The sequence below is a fragment of the Allostigmatella hybrida genome (assembly GCF_020103775.1).
GTDB classification, from domain to species: domain Bacteria; phylum Myxococcota; class Myxococcia; order Myxococcales; family Myxococcaceae; genus Hyalangium; species Hyalangium aurantiaca.
This window is the reverse complement of the sequence record NZ_JAHXBH010000009.1, coordinates 59,485-78,891: the sequence shown is the minus strand read 5'-3', so window position 1 is coordinate 78,891 and position 19,407 is coordinate 59,485. Positions and strand designations below refer to the sequence as shown.

The following is a 19,407-nucleotide window of genomic DNA, read 5'->3' as shown; positions in this document are numbered from 1 at the left end:
TGTTACCACAAACCTGTACTGACCATTACAGGATTGTGCGCACGGGTCTTTCCCGTGGGCCCCAGGAGCCTGTCGCCCATGATTCCTCTGTCTGTGCTGGATCTCGCCCCCATCATCGAGGGGGCGACCGCCGCGGATGCCTTCCGCAACACGCTGGATCTGGCGCAGCACGCCGAGCGCTGGGGCTACAACCGCTTCTGGCTGGCCGAGCACCACAACATGCCCGGCATCGCCAGCGCCGCGACGGCGGTGGTGATTGGCCACGTGGCCGGAGGCACCCAGCGCATCCGGGTGGGCTCTGGCGGCATCATGCTGCCCAACCATGCGCCGCTCATGGTGGCCGAGCAGTTCGGCACCCTGGCCTCGCTCTACCCGGGCCGCATCGATCTCGGCCTGGGGCGTGCCCCCGGCACGGATCAACGCACCAGCCGGGCGCTGCGCCGGGACATGATGGGCACCGCGGACTCCTTCCCTCAGGACGTGCTGGAGCTGCAGTTCTACTTCCGCGAGGCCGTGCCGAATCAGGCGGTCCGCGCCGTGCCGGGCGCCGGGCTGAACGTGCCCCTCTGGCTGCTGGGCTCCAGCCTGTTCAGCGCGGAGCTGGCCGCGCGGCTGGGACTGCCCTTCGCGTTCGCCTCCCACTTCGCGCCGGACCTGATGATGGACGCGCTGCGCGTGTACCGCAGCGGCTTCCAGCCCTCGGAGCAGCTCAGCCGCCCCTACGCCATGCTGGGCCTCAACGTCTTCGCGGCGGAGACGGATGCCGAGGCCAAGCGGCTGATGACCTCCGTCCAGCAGCAGTTCATCAACCTGCGCCGGGGCCGCCCCGGGCCCCTCCAGCCGCCCATCGACAGCATCGAGTCGCTCTGGTCACCCCTGGAGCAGATGGGCGTCGAGAGCGCGCTGGCCTGCTCGGTGGTGGGGTCCCCCGGCACGGTGAGGCGCGGTGTCGAGGCCTTCATCGAGCGCACGGGGGCCGACGAGCTCATCACCACCGCGCAGATCTACGAGCACGCGGCGCGCCTGCGCTCCTTCGAGATCCTGGCCTCCGTGACGCGCTGACCGGAGGCCGCCCCGGCCTCAGCCCTCGCTGTCCTCGGGGTCCGGATAGGACTCCAGCTCCTCGTCCTCGACCTCCTCGTCCTGCTTGGTCTCCCGGGCCTCTCGCGAGCGGCGCGAGGAGCTGGGCCGGGCCTCGGGCGTCTCCGGAGACACCACGTACCACTGCCGTCCCTGCTGCTGCCGCTTGAGGATGCCCTCCTGCTCCATGGCCTCCAGCAGGCGGGCGAAGGTGGGGAAGCCATGGTCGCGCTCGTCGAAGTCGGGCTCCTTGCGGACGATGGTCTCCTTGATGAGGGAGGGGTTGATGGGGCCCGCGGCGCTGCCCAGCAGGCGCTGGACCACCTTGCGCGCGATGTCCGGCACCTTGGGGGTGGCCTTGGCCGCGGCCTCCTTCTCGGCGGCCTTGCTCCCCTTGCCTTCCGCATGACGGCCGGAGCGCGAGCCCCGGGCGGACTCCTCGCCGCCGCGCTTCTCCTTCTCCCCGCGCGGCGTGGTCTGCTTCGGGCGCAGGTAGAGGAACTCGTCACAGGCCTTCACGAACAGGGGCGAGGTGGACTCCTTCACCGCCAGACCGATGACGGTGCGGCCGTTCTCGCGCAGCTTGTACGCCAGCGGACAGAAGTCGCTGTCGCCCGAGGCGATGACGAAGGTGTCGATATGTTCGCGCGCGTAGCACAGCTCCAGCGCGTCGATGACGAGGCGCATGTCCGCCCCGTTCTTGCCCGCCCGCGTGGAGGGGGGCACGTCCACCAGCTCCACGCCGTACTCGTGCAGCCGCCCCTTGGCGTCCGCGAAGCGGGACCAGTCACAGTAGGCCCGGCGGAAGACCACCTTGCCCTTCTCCAGCAGCCGGTCCATGGAGGGCTGCAGGTCGAACCCCGCGGAGCTGATGCCGGTATTGGTGACGAGGTTCTCGAAGTCGAGGAAGAGGGCGATGCGGCTTTCGTTTTTGGAATCCAAGGAAATCTCTAGGCAGGGCCGCCTGGGCGGCAGATAGGGGAAACCCGGAAACGCGAGGGGGGATTCCAGGAAGCCCCCTGATTTTCGTTCTTAGCACCGAGCAAGCTGATACAGCCGGAACGGCACGACTCGTGGCACACTGCGGGCCGGGTGCGGCAAATCCAGGCGAGGCTCTCAGGAGACGCCCGATGGTGGAGAAGCGGAGATACCGGAGGTTCAAGCAGCAGTACACGGTTCGTTTCGGTACGGAGGACCTCTCGGAGTCCGGTTTCACCGGGGACATCTCCAAGGGCGGTGCCTTCATCGTCACGAACCACCTGGTACCGCTCGATACGCGCATCCACGTCCAGGTGCACCTGGATCCGAAGAACTTCGTGATGTTCGAGGCCGTGGTGCAGCGCCACCGGCTGGTCCCCCCGGAGCTCCGGGACGAGGAGCAGGACGGCTTCGGCGTGCGCTTCCTCTACCCGGGTGAGGTGGTGGCGGACCTGGTGCACACGGGCAACCCCACCTTCGAGCTGCACTTCTCCAGCCCCGAGCAGCTCCAGTGCTTCCATGACCGGGAGCTGGCGCAGGGCCGCCTCTTCATCGCCACCGACAAGGTGATGCGCATCCAGGAGAGGGTGTTGCTGTCGCTCTGCCTGGACTTCGCCCGCGCCACCCTCGAGCACGAGGCCACGGTGGTCCACATCACCCTGGCCCACGGCGAGGGCACCCACCCGGGCGTCACCGTCACCCTCGCCGATCCGGATGAGCTGAAGGCGCGCATCCGGCCCGTGCTGAGCCAGCCCTCCCAGTAAGCCCCCTGCCCCGCCCTGCGTCAGGGCGAGGGCTGGACCGGCCGCACGGGAGGCTCGTGGGGCGGCTGCTCGTCCTGTCCGGTGCGCCGGCCGAGCCGTGTCTTGAGCCGGTCCGCCACCACGTAGAAGGCGGGCACCACCAGCAGGCTGAGCACGGTGGACACGGACAGGCCGCCGAGCACGGCGATGGACATGGGGGCCCGGGTCTCGCTGCCGGCGCCCAGCGCCAGCGCGGCGGGGAGGGCCGCCATCATCGTGGCCAGGGACGTCATCAGGATGGGCCGCAGGCGCACGGGGCCCGCGCGCCGCATGGCCTCGAGCGCGTCCGCGCCCTCCTCGCGCTGCTGAAGCGCATAGTCCATGAGGATGATGGAGTTCTTCTTCACGATGCCCATCAGCAGGAGCAGGCCGATCATGCTGAAGATGTTCAGCGTCATGCCGGCCAGCCCCAGCGCGAAGGCGGCCCCGGCCACCGACAGCGGGAGGATGGTGAGCACCGTCACCGGGTGGAGGAACGAGTTGAACTGCGAGGCGAGCACCATGTACGCCACGCCAATCCCCAGGAAGAGCGCGAAGAGGAGGCTGCCCATGGACTCGCGGAAGGCCACGCTCGCGCCGCCCAGCACCACGCGGGTGCCCGCCGGCAGCTGCTTGGCGGCCTGCTCCACCAGCGCGAGCGCCTCCTCCTGGTTCGAGGACGGGGCCACGTTGGCGAAGATGCTGATGGCGCGCTCCCGGTCCCGCCGGGTGATGGCCTGGAGCGCCGGGCGCTCCTCCTGCTGGACCAGCGCCGAGAGCGGCACCAGCTCCCCGTTGGCGGCGCGCACCTTGAGCCCGCCCAGGTCCTCGGGCCGCGCGCGCTGATCGGCCAGCAGCCGCAGCCGCACGTCGATGCGGCGGCCCCCGGTGCTGTACTTGCCCACGCGCACCCCGCCCACCAGGGAGTTGATGGTGGAGGCCACCGACTCGATGGAGATGCCCATGTCGGCGGCGCGGGCCCGGTCCGGGGTGAGGCGCAGCTCCGGCATGCCGAGCTGGTAGTCCGTGTCCACGTCCACCACCTTGCCGCTGGCCTGGAGCGTCTCGCGCATCTGCCCGCTGGCCACCACGAGCTGCTCCCAGTCCGAGCCGCGCACGCTGAACTCCACCGGAAAGCCGCGCTGCGCGGTGAAGCCGCTCTGGGACAGGTCCTGCACCACGGCGCGCAGGCCCGGGATGGCGTTGAGCTCCTTGCGCAGCACCTGCTGGAACTCGGCCTGGGACATGCGCTGATCCGGCGGCAGCAGGGTCAACATCATCTGGCCTGAGTTCACCCCCGAGCCGCCCATGCCGCCCACCGTCGAGAAGACACGGACGACCTCCGGCCGCTGGTTGACCACCGCCTCCGCCTGCTGGAACAGCCGGTCCGTCTCCTGGAGATTGCTGCCCACCGCCGTCTGCAGGCGCACCGTCAAGCGGCTCTGATCCTGTGAGGGGACGAACTCGCTGGGCAGTGCCTGGAAGACGAACGCCGAGGCCCCCAGCAGCACCACCGCCCCGCCCAGCACCCACAGGGGCCGCGCCAGGGCCCGGTCCAGCACGCGCGCATACAGCCCCTCGAGCTTCACGAAGCCGCGGTCCACCCACTGCCCGACCCGCCCGCGGTGCTCGCGTGAAGTCTTCAAGAGCTGCGCGCACCGCGCGGGCGCCAGGGTGATGGCCTCGACATAGGAGAGCAGCACCGCCACGCACAGGGTGACACCGAACTGGAGGAAGAACCGGCCGATGACTCCCTGCATGAAGACGACGGGGATGAAGATGGCCACCACCGCCAGCGTGGCCGCCAGCGCCGCGAAGGTGATCTCGGAGGTGCCCTCGCGCGCCGCGCGGACGCGCTCCTTGCCCATCTCCGCGTGCCGGTAGATGTTCTCCAGCACCATGATGGCGTCGTCCACCACGATGCCCACCGCCAGCGCCAACCCCAGGAGCGTGAAGGTGTTGAGCGTGAAGCCCAGGAAGTAGATGACCGCCACCGTGCCCAGCAGCGACATGGGAATGGCCAGGATGACGTTGAGCGTGCTCGACAGCGAGCCCAGGAACATCCAGCACACCAGCGCCGTCAGGATGCAGGCCAGCAGCAGCTCGAACTCGATCTCGTGAACGCTCTCCTCGATGAACTTCGTCGAGTCGAAGTTCACGCCGATCTCCATCCCCTCGGGCAAGTCCTTGCGCAGCTCCGCCAGCACCTCGTGAACGCCCTTCGCCACCGCCACGGCGTTGGCGCCGCGCTGCTTGCGGATGCCCAGGCCCTGGGCGGTATTGCCGTTGACGCGCGACATGCGCCGCGTGTCCTCGAAGCCGTCCTCCACCAGCGCCACGTCCGACAGGTACACCGTCGCCCCGTCCTGCTGGCGCACGACGATGTTGCGCAGGGCCGTCAAATCCAGCGCCTCGCCCATGACGCGGACGTTGACCTCGCGCCCCTCCGTCTCGATGCGGCCCGCGGGCAGCTCCACGTGCTCGCGCTGCAGGGCGGCGATGACGTCGGCGACGGTGAGCCCCTGGGCATCCATCTTCTGGGAGTCCGCCCAGATGCGCACGTTGCGCTCCAGCGAGCCGCCCAGCGTCACCTCGCCCACCCCGGGCACCGTCTGCAGCTTCTCCCGGACCCGGTAGCGCGCGTAGTCGCTCACCACCTGCCGCGAGTAGGGGCCCGCCACGCCCAGCCACATGATGGGCTGGTCCTCGGGGTTCGTCTTGGAGGTGACGGGCGGATCCACGTCCTCGGGCATCCGGCGCTGGGCCTGGCTCACCTTGGTCTGCACGTCCTGGAGCGCCAGGTCCACGTTGCGCGACAGGTCCAGCTCCACGGTGATGGAGGCGCTGCCCTGGCGCGCGGTGGAGGTGATGGTCTTCACGCCCTCCACCTGCATCACCGCCTCTTCCAGCGGCTCGATGAGATCGCTCTCCACCGCCTCGGGCGAGGCGCCCTCCCACGTCACCGAGACGTTGATGGTGGGAAAGTCCACGTCCGGAAACTGGCTGATGCCGATGCGCTGCGCGGCCACCAGCCCGAAGACGATGGTGGCGGCCATCAGCATCCACGCGAGGACGGGCTTCCGGATGCAGACCTCGGTGATGTTCATCGCCCTGAGCCTCCGTTGAGTCCGCCCGCCTCCGCGGGGAGACGGGATTCGCCCGTGGCGGAGGGCTTGGCCCCTTGCGCCACGCGCACGGCCGCGCCCTCCTTCAGGGCCTCCGCGCCACGCACCACCAGCTGCTCACCCGGGCGGAGCCCCTGGCGCACCTCGACGAGCCCATCCGGCGTGCGCAGGCCCAGCTCCAGCACCCGCTCGCGCGCCTTGTCCCCTTCCACCACGAAGGCCAGGAAGCCCCGCTCGCTGGGGCGCACCGCCGCCTGGGGAATGACGGGCGCGTCCCGGGCGGTGTCCACGGGCACGGACACGGTGGCGAACGCCCCCGGCCGCAGGGCCTTGGACTCCTCGCCCGTCACCTCCGCCGTCACCGCCACCATCCGGCTCTGATCGTCCGCCGAGGCTGCCACGTAGGTGATCTTCGAGTCATAGGTCCGCCCATCCGAGCGGACGGTGAAGCGCGCCCCCATGCCAGGCTTGAGCCGCCCGGCCTCTCCTTCCGGAACGCGGAAGCGCAAGAGCAGCGGCTCCCGGCGCAGCAGCGTGGCCAGCACCGTGCCGGGCTGGACGTACTGCCCCGTCTGCACGGTGCGCGTCTGCAGCACCCCCTCCATGGGGGCCCGGACGTAGGCATCGCGCAGGTCCAGCTCCGCCTTGTCCAGCGCCGCCTTCGCCGCGCCCACCTCGGCCACCGCGGCGCGCGCCCGCGTCTGGAAGCTCTCCAGCTCCTCGGCGGGCAGCAGGCCCGGACGCTGCTCGTTCACGGTGGCCCGGCGCTGGGCCCCCGCCTGGGCCTCCTCGGCGGTGGCCACGGCTTTCTCCCGTGCGGCGCGGGCCTGGTTCACCGCGAGGCTGTAGCGGGTGGGTTCGATCTCCGCGAGCACCTGGCCCTTCTTCACCACCTGCCCCTCGGCGAAGTCCACGCGATCCAGCACCCCAGCCACCCGGGCGGTGATCTGCACGCGCTCGAAGGCCTCCACGGCGCCCACGGCGGAGACGGTGTACTGCACGTCGCGCGCCTCCACGGGCGCGGTTTCCACGGGGAACTGGATCGCCCCCCGGCCGCCACCCCGCCCGCCACCGCCTCCCGCCTTGCCCGGCGTCTCCTCGCCCTTCGCTCCGCACCCAGCCCCCAGGGCCAGGGTCAAGGCGGCCAGGGCCACCCGTGCTCTTGCTCGCATCTCGGTCACGGTTCCTTCCCGAATGGGTCGAGTCCCACGGCGGCCCGGAGATCCAACAGCGCCAGCCCCAGGGCATAGCGGGTGCGGACCTGGGCCACCTCCGCCTCGAAGAGGCGCAGGGAGGCATCCGCCACCGTCAACGCGGTGGAGAGCCCCTGCCGGTACAGAATCCCCGTCTCTTCCGCGTTCTTGCGCGCTTGCTGCGCGGCCAGCTCACTCTGCTTCAAGGAGGCCTGGGCATTGTCGAGCGCCACCTGGGCGCGCTGGATGTCGACATCCACCCGGCGCGTGAGGGCGGTGGCGTCCAGGGCCGCGGCCCGGGCCAGGGCCACCCGCTCGTCCCGCTCCGCGTAGCGCTCGCCCCCGTCGAAGAGGGTCCACGTGAGGTCCACCTGCAAGGCGCCGTCCCCGCTGTTGCCCGCGAGCCCCTGCTCGTTCGTGAAGCGGTACTGGCCGGACACGCCCAGCACGGGCAGCAGCCGCGCCAGGGGCTCCTTCGCGGAGGCCTCCTGGGCCTTCACCTTGAGCTGCGCGGAGAGGATGTCCAGGCGGCGGTTCACAGCGCCCTCGGCCAGGGAGGCCCGCGCCGGTGGCGTCCGGGCGGCCTCGGCCAGCAGCCCCTCGGGGAGGGCCAGGGGGGCTTCGATGGGGGGCGCCACGAGCAGGTAGCCCAGCTCGATGCGGCTCGTCTGGGCCTCGCCCCGGGAGGAGGCGAGCTGCACCTCGGCGCTGGCCGCCTCGAGCTCCGCGCGCGTCACGTCATTGGTGCTGGCCAGGCCCGCCTGGGCCCGCGCCTGCGCGTCCTGGAGGCTCTGGCGCGCGAAGTCCAGCCGGCGCACCGCTGCCTCGTACACCTGCTGGGCGCCCAGCGTGGCCAGGAAGGCATCCGCCGCCTCGAAGGCCACGAGCCGCCGGGCTTCCCGGGCATCCAGCCGGGCCGCATCCCCCTCCAGCTTGGCCGCGCGGTACAGGGGAAAGCCCCGCGCGTCGAAGAGCGTCATCCGGGCCGTGGCCGAGGCGCCCAGCGCGTTGTAGCGCTGGATGACCGTGGTCTCTCCGCCCACCTGCCGGACGGACTCCCGGAGGCGGCGGGTGTACGTGCCGGTCAGGCTCAACTCCGGAAAGAAGAAGGCCCGGGCCCGGGCCACGCGGGCCTCGGCGGCTTCCGAGCGCTGCTGGGCGGCCAGGGGAGCTTCGTTCCGCTCGGCCGCCAGCTGAATGGCCCGCTCCAGGGTGAGGGGTTCGGTGGCCACCGCCGGTTCCGGGGCCTGCGCGTGGGCCTCCGGAAGGGCCATCAAGAGCCAGGAACTGAGGGATGCCAGGAGGAAACGCGCGATAACCATGAGAACACGAGAGATGTCTACAGCCCCGGGTGCGACGCGAAGCGCCAGAAAATAGCGGAGCCAGGAGGTCAGGGCCACGGACTTTGAAGGTGGCTGGACGGTGACCGGCTCAGCAGATTATGGACGATGAGTTCTCCGGGCCCCATTTCCATGGGAATGCGGCCTCCAGACGGGCGCTGAACCGCCCGGGAATGCACTGGGCATGCGTTTATTCCTGTTCGGCTTGTGGTTTGTGACCCTCGCGGCGTGCAAGAGCGAAGACCGGCGCGAAGGGGCTGTCCGCGTGGACCTCTCCTACGCGACGTTCCGCCCGGGCTGCCTCACCCTGACGGCGAGCGACAAGGCGGACCCCTCCCGGTCCACGGTGCAGGTGCTCAGCGCGCCGGAGACCGCGGACGGCAGGCCCCCGCGCAGCCGGGAGCTGACGGTGGCCGTCTACCGGCAGGACGACTGGAGCCGTGACCTCGTGGTGACCGCCACCGCGTCCGAAAGCGACTGTGCGGTGGAGGACAGAAAGAGCGTGGCCACCCAGAGCGTGGACGCTCAAGTGCCCGAGGAGGGCATCGCGGTGGTGCGGCTGGACCTGCGGGCCACGGACCTGGACGACGACGGCTTCGTGGTCACGGCCGAGGGTGGAACGGATTGCAACGACGCCAACCCCGCGGTGAAGCCCGGGGCGGTGGGCCTCGCATGCACCACGGCGGATGCGTGCGAGGGCACCTTCTCCTGCACGGCGGAAGGCATCGCGACCGCGTGCGTGAGCACGCAGCCGTTCACCACCTGGTACACGGATGTGGACGGGGATGGTCAGGCGGGCACGTCCGTGGGGGACGATTGCAAGCCGCCCGTGGAGGGAGCGGTCACCCCCCGGCAGGATTGCGATAACGACGACTCACCCTTCGCCTCCACGAACGCCGAGGAGCGCTGCGACCGGGTGGACAACAACTGCAATGGACAGGTGGATGAGATCGGATGTGGCACGGTCTCCTGGAAAGCTGTTCCCTCCTCATTCGACGACCCAGAAAGCCGGTGGAACGCGGTGGCCGTCTATCGAGAAGGCCATGCGTGGGTTGTGGGCGATGGGAACAAAGTAGTCCATGTGAAGGGCAACAACGACATCAAGCCGTACACGCACTGCAAGGGAGACTGGATTTCCGCCTGGGCGCATCCCACGGAGGGCCGTGTGTTCCTCGGCGCCGAAGGGGGCACGCTCGGCGCCTATGTGCCGGGACAGTCAGACTGTGGAGAGACAACCTCCGGCTTCACGTCGCGGATCAGTGGCCTGGTGGGCTTTGTGGAGGGAAACTCCACGAAAGTCTTCGCCGTGGACAGCGGGGGGCGCATCTACCGCTGGGACTACCCGAGCGCGCCGATCCAGATCGCCGACACCACCATCAACCTGCGCGCCATTCATGGCACGAAGGTTTCGAACATGCTGGCCGTGGGATACGACGGAAACACTCCGAAAATCCTTCGCGCGACCGAAGGGGGCAACCAATGGGCCGTGGAGGACCTCCCAGCGGGCTCGATTCCCAGGCTGAGCAGCGTCCATGTGGTTCACGATGGACTGGCTTTTGCGGCAGGAGAGCAAGGCGTGGTGCTCATGCGGGCGAAAGGCACCTGGACCGAATTGCCTCGTCTGGCCAAGGTGGGAACCAAAAATCCCGATGTCCGAGGTCTGACCGCTTACGGCAGCAAGGCGGTGTACGTCGCTGTCGGCGACGATACCGTGAGATGGTTCAACGGCACGGTCTGGTCCCCCAATGACATCCCCAATGTCGGAACTCCCAACGGTCTAGGCGGCGTGGGGCCGCACGAAGTGTGGGTCGTGGGCAGTCAGAACACCATCCTCCGCCGGGGGCCCTGAGGTCCGTTTGGAAACGGGTCTTCCATGCGAACCCAGACGATCCAGATTGGCCAGATCGCCCTGATCCAGGTCGATCCGTTTTGGTGCACTGCCCTTGTCTGAAATGGACCTACCCCTGTGAATTTCAGGGGTTATTCGTTGGCATCATCCCTGCTCTGTCCTTCCGCCTGTGAATGCGGCCACACCCAGCCGCCACCATCGGGAGGAAGAGCACCATGGAAATCCGGTTCTTCGGCGTTCGGGGCAGCATCTCGGTCTCAGGCTCGCGCATCGGCGGCAACACCGCCTGCGTGGAGGTGACCAGCCAGGGCCACCGCCTCATCTTCGACGCGGGAACGGGCATCCGCACGCTGGGCGAGCAATTGATGCGGGAGAGCGCCCCCCAGAAGGCGGCCCTCTTCTTCTCGCACCTGCACTGGGATCACGTGCAGGGCTTCCCCTTCTTCACCCCCGCCTACCTGGGCACCACCGAGCTGAGCCTCTACGGGCCCGGCGCCAACGGAGCCCAGGCCCTGCGCAGCGTGCTGACCCAGCAGATGGAGCCGCCGAACTTCCCCGTGCCCATGGCCATCATGCGCTCGCGGATGACGTTTGATTCGGCCCTGCATGGCCGCCCCGTGGAAGTGGGCCCGTTCCGCGTCACCCCCGTGGACGTGCCGCATCCCCAGGGCTGCCTGGCGTACCGCGTCGAGGCCGATGGCCACACCTTCGTCTACGCCACGGACGTGGAGCTGTCGCGCGACAGCCTCACCCCGGCGGTGGGCCGCTACCTGGAGGGCGCGGATGCGCTCGTCCTCGACGCGCAATACACCCCCAGCGAGTACGCAGGCACGGGAGGCATCCCCAAGAAGGGCTGGGGACACTCCACCATGGTGGATGCCGCGCAGGTGGCCCAGGCGGTGGGCGCGCGGCGGCTGATGCTGTTTCACCATGATCCGGCGCACAACGACGACGTGCTGGAGAACATGGCCGAGGAAGCGCGCTCCCACTTCGCCGCCAGCGAGCCCGCCCGGGAGGGAAAGCGCATTGTCCTGGGCTCCACCGTGACGGCGTGAGACCGGGTGTGATGACCTCCGAATGCTATGGTGGAACCACGGCGTTCGTTCTTCCGCCCTTGCCCACCATGTCCCCACCGAAGGATGTCACCCAGGTGCTGTTGTCGGTCGGCGGGCTGGTGGACCGGGAGATCGATCTCGACGCATTCCTCCAGACGCTGGTCGACCGCATCGCCGTCACCATGCAGGCGGACCGGGGAACGCTCTGGCTGTTGGATCCGGCGCGCGGCGAGCTGTTCTCTCGCGCCGCGCACCTGCCCGAGGTGTCGCAGATCCGCGTCAAGCTCGGCCAGGGGGCCGCGGGGCACGTGGCCCAGGAGGGCACGCCCGTCAGCAGCTCGGACCCCCGGGGCGAGCGGCTGTTCTTCTCCGACATCGACCGGCTCACGGGCTACCGCACCTCGAGCCTGCTGGCGGTGCCGCTGCAGGACGCCCAGGGCAGCGTCTACGGCGTGCTCCAGGTGCTCAACCGGCTCGGGAGTGGACCGTTCACCGGCGAGGACACCGAGCGGCTGGTGGCCATCGCCTCGCAGGTCAGCACGGCCCTACAAACCACCAGCCTCTACCAGGAGCTCAAGCGCGCCAAGGAGCAGCCGCAGGCTCCGGTGGGCTACTTCTTCAACCGCATCATCGGCGAGTCCGCGCAGCTCCGGGCGCTCTACCGGCTGGTGCAGAAGGCCGCGCCCACGGACGCCACGGTGCTGCTGCGCGGGGAGAGCGGCTGCGGCAAGGAGCTGTTCGCGCGCGCCATCCACGTCAACGGGCCGCGCCGGGACAAGCCCCTGGTGAAGGTGGACTGCGCGGCCTTGCCCGCCACGCTCATCGAGAACGAGCTGTTCGGCCACGAGAAGGGTGCCTTCACCGGCGCGGACCACCGGGTGCAGGGCAAGTTCGAGGCGGCCGACGGGGGCACGGTGTTCATCGACGAGATCGGCGAGCTGCCGCTCTCGGTGCAGGGCAAGCTCCTGCGGGTGCTCCAGGACCGCGAGTTCGAGCGCGTGGGCGGTACGCAGACCGTCAAGGTGGACGTGCGCATCGTCGCGGCGACGAACCGGAACCTGTCGCGCATGGTGGCCGAGAACCAGTTCCGCGAGGACCTCTACTACCGCATCAAGGTCGTGGAGCTGGTACTCCCGCCCCTGCGCGAGCGCGGGGCAGAGGACATCGAGCGGCTCGCGCGGCACTTCGTGGCCACCGCGGCCAAGCGCCACCGGCTGGAGCCGCCCCGGCTGAGCCCCCTGGCGCTGGAACGGCTCAAGGGCTACCGCTGGCCCGGCAACGTGCGCGAGCTGGAGAACTGCATCGAGAGCGCGGTGGTGCTCTGTGAGGGCGAGATCCTCGAAGAGCACCTGCCCTTGCCCACCCTGGACCGGCCCCTGCCCTCCGTGGGCGCGGGGCCTCAGGCAGTGGAGGCGGGCCCCGCGCTGCTCCCCCTGGCGGAGGTGGAGCGGCGCCACATCCTCCGGGTGCTGGAGGCGGTGAAGGGCAACCGCACGGCGGCGGCCAAGGCCCTGGAGATTGGCCGCAACACCTTGTCGCGCAAGCTCAAGGAGTACGGCCTCTCCGGAGAGGACTGAGGCGCCGTCCGGCTCAGGTGGCCCGGCCCGCGCCCGCGATCCGCCGCGTCAGCAGCTTCTGCAGCATCACGAAGGAGAGCAGGAGCGCGCCGATGGCCACGCGCGTGAGCCCCGAGCTCATCATGCCCTCGTACGTGGTGATGGACGTGAGGATGAGGCCCAGCATCAGCACGCCCACGAGCGTGCCAAACACCGAGCCCACCCCACCGGCCAGCAGCGTGCCGCCGATGACCACGGTGGCGATCGCATCCAGCTCCATGCCGACGCCCTCCAGGTGGCTGCCGCTGGAGAGATAGAACGTGAGCGCGGCCCCGGCGAAGGAAGCGCAGAACCCGCTCACCGCGTACACGGCGATCCGGGTGCGCTGCACGGGAAGCCCCATGAGCATCGCGGCCTCCTCCCCTCCTCCCAGCGCGTAGACGTTGCGGCCAAAGGGGGTGAGCACCGCGACGTACCAGGCCACGGCCACGAACGTGAGGAACAGCACCGCCGTCACCGGCAGCGGGCCCACACGCATGATGGCGATGGAGGTGTGCTGGGGCGCCGCGATGGCGATCGACTCCAGGTGGATGATGAACGCCAGCCCGCGCACGAAGAACATGCCCGCGAGCGTGACGATGAAGGGCTTGATGCCCGTCCTGTGGATGATGGCCCCCATCACCGCCCCCAGCGTGGTACCGCAGACGAGCGAGGCGCCCACCGCGGCGTACACGTTCCACTGGTGGTCCATGATGAGGACGCCAATGAGCACGCTGGAGAAGGACATCACCGCCCCAACGGACAGATCGATTCCGCCGGAGAGGATGACGAACGTCATGCCCACCGCGACGATGCCGAGCACCGCGTTGTTGGACAGGAAGTTGATGAAGACGGGCAGCGACAGGAAGCCGTCGTACCGTGCCGCCGCGATGGCGTAGAGCACGAGGTAGGCCAGCAGCCCCGCCAGGACGGTGATGTGCTTGCGCAGGAAGCTCACGCGCCCTCCGCGGGACGCAAGCGCCGCACCATGCGCTCGAACGAGGGGGTCTGCATGAAGCACACGGTCAGCGCCACGATGGCCTTGATGATGAGCGTGTGCTCGGTGATGACCCCACGCATCTGGAGCATGATGGTGAGCGTCTGGATGAAGGTGGCCCCGATGAGCGAGCCCACGAGGTTGGCCCGGCCTCCCGTCAGGCTGGTGCCCCCGAGCACGACGGCCAGGATGGCATCCAGCTCCAGGTAGAGCCCGGCGTTGGCGACGTCCGCTTCCTTGATGTCCGCGGCGGCGATGAGCCCCGCGAGCCCCGCGCACAGCGCGCACGCCATGAACGCCATCAGCCGGATGACGTGCACGCGCAGGCCGCACAGCCGCGCCGCCTGCGGGTTGCCGCCCATGGCCTCGATGTAGAGGCCCGTGGCGGTCCGCCGCAGCAGCACGCTGACCGCCACGGCCACCGCGGCCACCAGGAGGACCGGGAACGGCAGGCCCAGCACCGTCCCGTTGCCGATGAACTCGAAGGCCGGAATCTCGAAGCGGATCTTCTGGTCCTGGGTGAGCGCCTGGGCCAGCCCCCGCCCCATCACCAGGGTGACGAGGGTGACGATGATGGGCTGGACGCTGGCATAGCTGACGAGGGCGCCATTGATGGCCCCCACGAGCAGGGCCACGCCCAGCGCGGCGAGCACGCCCACCGGCACGGACTGCCCATGCTCGGTCATCAGCAGCGCGGCGACCGCGCCGGACAGCGCCATCACCGAGCCCACGGACAGGTCGATGCCCCCCAGGGCGATGACCAGCGTCATCCCCACGGCCAGGAGCATGACGGGGGCACCGTTCTGGAAGATGTCCACGAGCGTGCCGAACAGCCGCCCGTCCCGGAACTCGACGCGGGCAAAGCCCGTGGTGAAGATCAGGTTGAAGACCAGCAGCGCCGCCAGTGCCACCAGCGGCCAGAAGTTCCTATGGCGCATGAGGGGGCTCCTCTCCGGCGATGACTTCCATGACCTCGGGCAGCGTCGTCCGCGTCAGCTCCCGGACCTTCTTCCGGTCCCGGAACACGGCGATGCGGTGCGACAGCCGGAGCACCTCCTCCAGCGCGGCCGAGATGAAGAGGACCGAGAGCCCCTTCTGGGAGAGCTGGTGGATGAGGCGTTCGATCTCCCCCTTGGCCCCCACGTCGATGCCGCGGGTGGGCTCATCCAGGATGAACAGCCGCGGCTCGTACGCGAGCCACCGGGCGAGGATGACCTTCTGCTGGTTGCCGCCGCTGAGCAGCCGGATGGGCTGTTCGATGTGTGGCGTCTTGATGCCCAGCTTGGTCACGAACTCCTGGGCCAGCGCGTCCTGCTGGGCGCGCGACACGGTGAAGCCCAGCTTGCGCTGCACGACGATGGCGATGTTCTCGCGCACCGACAGGTCGGGGAAGATGCCCTCGGCCTTGCGGTCCTCGGGCAGGAACGCCATGCCCTGCGCGATGGCATGACGCGGGCTCTTGGGCACCGAGCCATTGACCGTGCCGCTCCGGGCGTGGTCGGCCCCGAACAGCAGCCGGGCCGCCTCGGTCCGGCCCGAGCCGAGCAGGCCCGCGAAGCCGAGCACCTCACCCTCGTGAATCGTCAGATCGAACGCCTCGAACCCCCGGCGCTCCAGCCCCTGGGCGGTGATGACCGGGGTGCCCTGGTGCTCCGGGTGCTCGTGAAGCGCGGGCTCCAGCTCCTCGGGGACCTTGCCCAGCATGTGGGAGACCAGGTCCAGGCGCGAGAGATGCGAGGCCTCGTACGTGCCCACGAACGTGCCGTTGCGCAGCACGGTAATGCGGTCGCTGACGCGGTAGACCTGGTCGAGAAAGTGCGTGACGAAGACGATGCCCAGCCCCCGGGCCTTGAGCCGGCCGATGATGCCCAGCAGCAGCTCCGTCTCGTGGCTGTCGAGGCTCGAGGTCGGCTCGTCCAGGATGATGACCCGGGCCTCCGTCTGAACCGCGCGGGCGATGGCCACGAGCTGTTGCACGGCGGCCGACAGCGTCCCCAGCGGCTGGGTGACGTCGATCTTCAGGTCGAAGGTCGCCAGCGTCTCCTCGGCCTTGCGCCGCATGGCGCGCCAGTCGATGCCGTACCAGCGGCGCGGCGCCCGGCCCAGACAGAGGTTCTCGGCGACCGTCAGCGTCGGGATGAGGCTGAGTTCCTGATAGGTAGTGCTGATGCCCTGCCGCTGGGCATCTCCCGGCGAGGTGGGACGGAAGTCGCGGCCCTCGAAGGTGATGGTGCCACCGTCGCGGGCATAGACTCCGGTGAGGATCTTGATGAGCGTCGACTTGCCGGCGCCATTCTGCCCCATGAGGGCGTGCACCTCGCCCGCCCTCACCTCGAAGTTCACGCCCGCGAGGGCGTGAACTCCGGGGAAGCGCTTCTCGACATCCTTGGCGGCGAGAATGGGCTCAGTACTCACGGGTGCTGATGACCTGCGCGGCGGTCGCCTGCTCGAAGAGCTGGTCCTGGCTCTTGATGAACTTCGGCACGGACTCGCCCGCGCGCACCTTGTTGATGGTGTCGAACACCAGGGGCCCGAGCAGCGGGTTGCACTCCACGGTGGCGTTGAGCTTGCCGGCCACCATGGCCTCGAAGGCGCCCTTCACCCCGTCGATGGAGATGAGGGTGACGTTCTTGCCCGGGTTCATGCCGGCCTCGTCCAGCGCCTGGATGGCGCCCAGGGCCATGTCGTCGTTGTGGGCGTAGACGGCCTGGATCTGGTCGCGGTCGGACTTGATGAAGGCCTCCATGACTTCCTTGCCCTTGGCGCGGGTGAAGTCAGCGCTCTGGCTCTTGACGATCTTCATGTCCGGGAACTTCTGGAGGGCCTCCTCGAAGCCCTTCTTCCGGTCGATGGCCGGGGCGGCGCCCGTGGAGCCCTGGAGCTCATAGATGTTGGCCTTGCCGTTGGTCTGCTTGGCGAGCCACTCGGCCGCCATGCGGCCCTCCTCCACGAAGTCGCTGGCGATGAGCGTGGTGTAGAGGCTCTCGTCGCTCACCTTGATGCCACGGTCGACCAGGATGACCGGAATCTTGGCCTCCTTGGCCTGGGTGAGGACCACTTCCCAGCCCGTTTCCACGACGGGGGCCAGGACGATGACGTCCACCTTCTGGGCGATGAAGGACGTGAGCGCCTGGATCTGGCTGGCCTGCTTGCCCTGGGCGTCCGCGAACTTGAGGTCCACGCCGCGCTTCTCGGCCTCGCCGCGGATGGACTTCGTCTCCGCCGTGCGCCAGGCGCTCTCGGCGCCCACCTGCGAGAAGCCCACGGAGAGCTTCTTCTGCGCGGCGGGAGGGGTGGCACCGCCGGGGGCCGGCGTGGCCGTCTCCTGGGACTGCTGCTTGCAGCCCACCAGGGCCATGAGGGCAATCGCGATCATCCATCTCATGCGTTGGTCTCCTTATTCCTTCAGTCCGTAGACACGGACGTAATCAAAGCGGGCGGTAAAGCCCGGATTCGACATCGACACCAGCCCGATTCGGGCATTGGGCCCCAGCTGGTGCGCCCACGTCCCCGCCCGGGTCCAGGCCGTACCATTGATGCTGGAATAGGCGGTGTACAATTCCTGGCTGCCCTGGGAGCGCCGGACGATTCTGAACCAGACGGTCTCGGCGGCGGGCCCGCCCGAGGTCTCCCCGTAGAAGGGCAGGTCCGGGCCCGGGGACGGGTACTCCTTGGCGAAGGCGATCTGCCGGGTCTCCCAGAACGAGACGTGGACCAGCTTCACGTAGTGGTCGTCATCCCCGTGGATGACGAGGCCCGCCTGGACGAAGTTGTGGCAGCAGCTCGCCGGGGGCAGGTTCAGCGTCATCTTCGTCTCGACGAGGTAGTCCCCGCTGGGCACGGGCTGGGTGAGCACCGCGGCCGAGTTGCTGCCGCCATGGAGGTCCGCGGCCTGGGTGTTCATCCAGAAGCTGCCCTGCTCCAACCCGAAGCTGTCCGCCGCGGGCGGGCGGATCCAGGTCCACTGGCCGCTCAACGCGGGCGCGTCGAACTCGTCCGAGGCGATGAGCGCCCCGGGCTCGGCCTCCTTCGCGGGCACCCTCGTGTAGCGGCTGACCTCGTTGGCCTGGGTGGCGGGCGCGGGCTGCTCCGTGTCGGAGGCCCACTGGCCCCCGCGCACGGTGGGCCATCCCTCCACCCAGTCCAGCGCATCCATCAGCAGGAAGCGCTGGGTGAAGCGAGCCTGTCCGGGCTCCGTGCCCAGGTAGGGGTGATCCCGGTCCACGGCGTGGTACAGCATCCACTGCTGGCCGCCCGTGTCCGTCAGGACGGTGGTGTGGCCGGTGCCCACCCAGCGGTTGCCATTGAGCCCCAGCACGGGCGTGCCGCCCACGCGGGCCTCGGTGAGGCGGATGCCCTCGCGGTCCACGAAGGGGCCATAGGGGCTGCGGGAGCGCCCGGCGAAGACGCTGTAGCCCGTGAGCGGGCCCACGCAGCAGTCCGTGGCCGAGGCCAGCAGGTAGTAATACCCGTCGCGGGGAATGATGGTGGCGGCCTCGTAGCGGTTGGCGACGGTGACTTCCACCTGGGTGTACGGATCCGACGTCAGGCCATCCTCGGACAGCCGCCGCACGGAGATGCCGCCGAAGTAGCTGCCGTAGTAGATGTACCGGGCGCCGTCCTCGGTGGTGATGACCTCGGGATCGATGGTCCACCGGCGGCGCTCGTCACCACAGCAGGGCGCCTCGTGCGGCTCGACGACGGGCTGGGCCGTATGGGTCCAGGGGCCCAGGGGGCCGTCACTGGTGGCCACGCCGATGGCGTTGCCTCCCGTCTTCGAGTCGGTCACCGAATAATACAGGTGATACTTTCCTCCGAAGTATTCGACTTCAGGGGCCCAGAGATCCGTGGTGGGCTGAGCCCAGTCCGGCGGGGCCGTGAAGGCATCCCCGGCGTAAGTCCACTCCACGAGGTCCGTGGACTTCAGCATGGGAATCAGGTGGTGTTTGAGTTTGCCCGCGCTGTCCGTGTCCTGCGCGTTCAGCGGGTCCATGGTGCAGTAGACGTACCAGGCGGTGTCGCCCTCTTGCTGGCCGCGGATGATGGTGGGATCCGGGCAATTGTCGACCGTGCCCCCGCCGGGAATCACGGCCCGTAAGGGATTGGTGTAACTCTTGGTGTTCTCGGTGGGAGGCGGCGGCGGAGGCGGTTGCGTGGGAGGCGTTTCATCCTCCGAGCAGGCCGTGGCGCTCAGCACCGCGAACACCGTCAGCCACAGTCCCATCCGGCTCCAGCCTCGTGATGAGGACGGACGTCTCCACATTTTCCACTTCCCCTTTGAGAGATGAAACGGCTTGCGGCACCCGGGTTTTCCCCCGCACCAGGCGCCCTGCAAGTGGCCGGGCATCTCATGACAGACGTCTGCAACGTGTCAAGGACGGCGTTCATGACGGCCTGCGGCGCAATGTTTAAC

Annotated in this window: 14 protein-coding genes; 5 read left to right on the top strand and 9 right to left on the bottom strand. The window is 69.1% G+C overall.

From position 1 onward, the window contains the following. Nucleotides 1-78: 78 nt before the first annotated feature. Nucleotides 79-1,062, top strand: a complete 984-nt coding sequence (locus tag KY661_RS17105; protein WP_225411211.1) for an LLM class flavin-dependent oxidoreductase — start codon at nucleotides 79-81, stop codon at nucleotides 1,060-1,062. 18 nt (nucleotides 1,063-1,080) lie between these two features. On the opposite strand, the gene KY661_RS17100 is transcribed toward KY661_RS17105, so the two are convergent. Beyond that, the gene (locus KY661_RS17100; RefSeq protein WP_225411210.1) at nucleotides 1,081-2,022 is read right to left on the bottom strand and encodes an NYN domain-containing protein; all 942 of its coding nucleotides are present in this window, start codon (nucleotides 2,020-2,022) and stop codon (nucleotides 1,081-1,083) included. 188 nt (nucleotides 2,023-2,210) lie between these two features. Here KY661_RS17100 and KY661_RS17095 point away from each other — a divergent pair, with 188 nt between their 5' ends. Beyond that, the gene (locus KY661_RS17095; RefSeq protein ID WP_225411209.1) at nucleotides 2,211-2,822 is read left to right on the top strand and encodes a PilZ domain-containing protein; all 612 of its coding nucleotides are present in this window, start codon (nucleotides 2,211-2,213) and stop codon (nucleotides 2,820-2,822) included. Between the two features lie 20 nt (nucleotides 2,823-2,842). Here the strand turns inward: KY661_RS17095 and KY661_RS17090 are convergent, their stop codons facing one another. Genes KY661_RS17090 through KY661_RS17080 form a run of 3 tightly spaced genes read right to left on the bottom strand, consistent with a single transcriptional unit; the run spans nucleotide 2,843 to nucleotide 8,432 of the window. After that, on the bottom strand, nucleotides 2,843-5,947 hold the full coding sequence (locus tag KY661_RS17090; protein ID WP_225411208.1) for an efflux RND transporter permease subunit: 3,105 nt from the start codon (nucleotides 5,945-5,947) through the stop codon (nucleotides 2,843-2,845). Further along, nucleotides 5,944-7,137, bottom strand: a complete 1,194-nt coding sequence (locus KY661_RS17085) for an efflux RND transporter periplasmic adaptor subunit (RefSeq protein ID WP_225411207.1) — start codon at nucleotides 7,135-7,137, stop codon at nucleotides 5,944-5,946. Before KY661_RS17085 ends, KY661_RS17090 begins: the two co-directional genes overlap by 4 nt. Before the next feature lie 5 nt (nucleotides 7,138-7,142). Beyond that, entirely contained in the window at nucleotides 7,143-8,432 is a 1,290-nt protein-coding gene (locus KY661_RS17080) for a TolC family protein (RefSeq protein ID WP_225411206.1), read from the bottom strand. A gap of 250 nt (nucleotides 8,433-8,682) precedes the next feature. Here KY661_RS17080 and KY661_RS17075 point away from each other — a divergent pair, with 250 nt between their 5' ends. The 3 genes from KY661_RS17075 to KY661_RS17065 all read left to right on the top strand — a co-directional run bounded on the left by KY661_RS17075 (nucleotide 8,683) and on the right by KY661_RS17065 (nucleotide 12,979). Next, on the top strand, nucleotides 8,683-10,347 hold the full coding sequence (locus KY661_RS17075) for a putative metal-binding motif-containing protein (RefSeq protein ID WP_225411205.1): 1,665 nt from the start codon (nucleotides 8,683-8,685) through the stop codon (nucleotides 10,345-10,347). Between the two features lie 215 nt (nucleotides 10,348-10,562). Next, on the top strand, nucleotides 10,563-11,402 hold the full coding sequence (locus KY661_RS17070; protein ID WP_075005375.1) for an MBL fold metallo-hydrolase: 840 nt from the start codon (nucleotides 10,563-10,565) through the stop codon (nucleotides 11,400-11,402). Nucleotides 11,403-11,413: 11 nt separating this feature from the next. Continuing rightward, the gene (locus KY661_RS17065) at nucleotides 11,414-12,979 is read left to right on the top strand and encodes a sigma-54-dependent Fis family transcriptional regulator (protein ID WP_225411204.1); all 1,566 of its coding nucleotides are present in this window, start codon (nucleotides 11,414-11,416) and stop codon (nucleotides 12,977-12,979) included. A 13-nt stretch (nucleotides 12,980-12,992) separates the two neighbouring features. Here the strand turns inward: KY661_RS17065 and KY661_RS17060 are convergent, their stop codons facing one another. The 5 genes from KY661_RS17060 to KY661_RS17040 are packed head-to-tail and all read right to left on the bottom strand — an operon-like array spanning nucleotide 12,993 to nucleotide 19,218. Next, nucleotides 12,993-13,955 (bottom strand): ABC transporter permease subunit, encoded by a 963-nt coding sequence (locus KY661_RS17060; protein WP_225411203.1) that lies wholly within the window; start codon nucleotides 13,953-13,955, stop codon nucleotides 12,993-12,995. Next, a complete protein-coding gene (locus KY661_RS17055) occupies nucleotides 13,952-14,932 on the bottom strand; it encodes an ABC transporter permease (RefSeq protein ID WP_225411202.1) in 981 nt (326 codons plus the stop codon). Before KY661_RS17055 ends, KY661_RS17060 begins: the two co-directional genes overlap by 4 nt. After that, complete coding sequence (locus KY661_RS17050; protein WP_225411201.1) at nucleotides 14,922-16,409, bottom strand: sugar ABC transporter ATP-binding protein; 1,488 nt, start codon at nucleotides 16,407-16,409, stop codon at nucleotides 14,922-14,924. Before KY661_RS17050 ends, KY661_RS17055 begins: the two co-directional genes overlap by 11 nt. Next, nucleotides 16,399-17,379 (bottom strand): ABC transporter substrate-binding protein, encoded by a 981-nt coding sequence (locus KY661_RS17045; protein ID WP_177241324.1) that lies wholly within the window; start codon nucleotides 17,377-17,379, stop codon nucleotides 16,399-16,401. Before KY661_RS17045 ends, KY661_RS17050 begins: the two co-directional genes overlap by 11 nt. 12 nt (nucleotides 17,380-17,391) lie before the next feature. Continuing rightward, nucleotides 17,392-19,218 carry a family 43 glycosylhydrolase gene (locus tag KY661_RS17040; RefSeq protein WP_225411200.1) on the bottom strand — a complete coding sequence of 609 codons (1,827 nt, stop codon included), beginning with the start codon at nucleotides 19,216-19,218 and terminating at the stop codon, nucleotides 17,392-17,394. Between the last annotated feature and the right edge of the window lie 189 nt (nucleotides 19,219-19,407).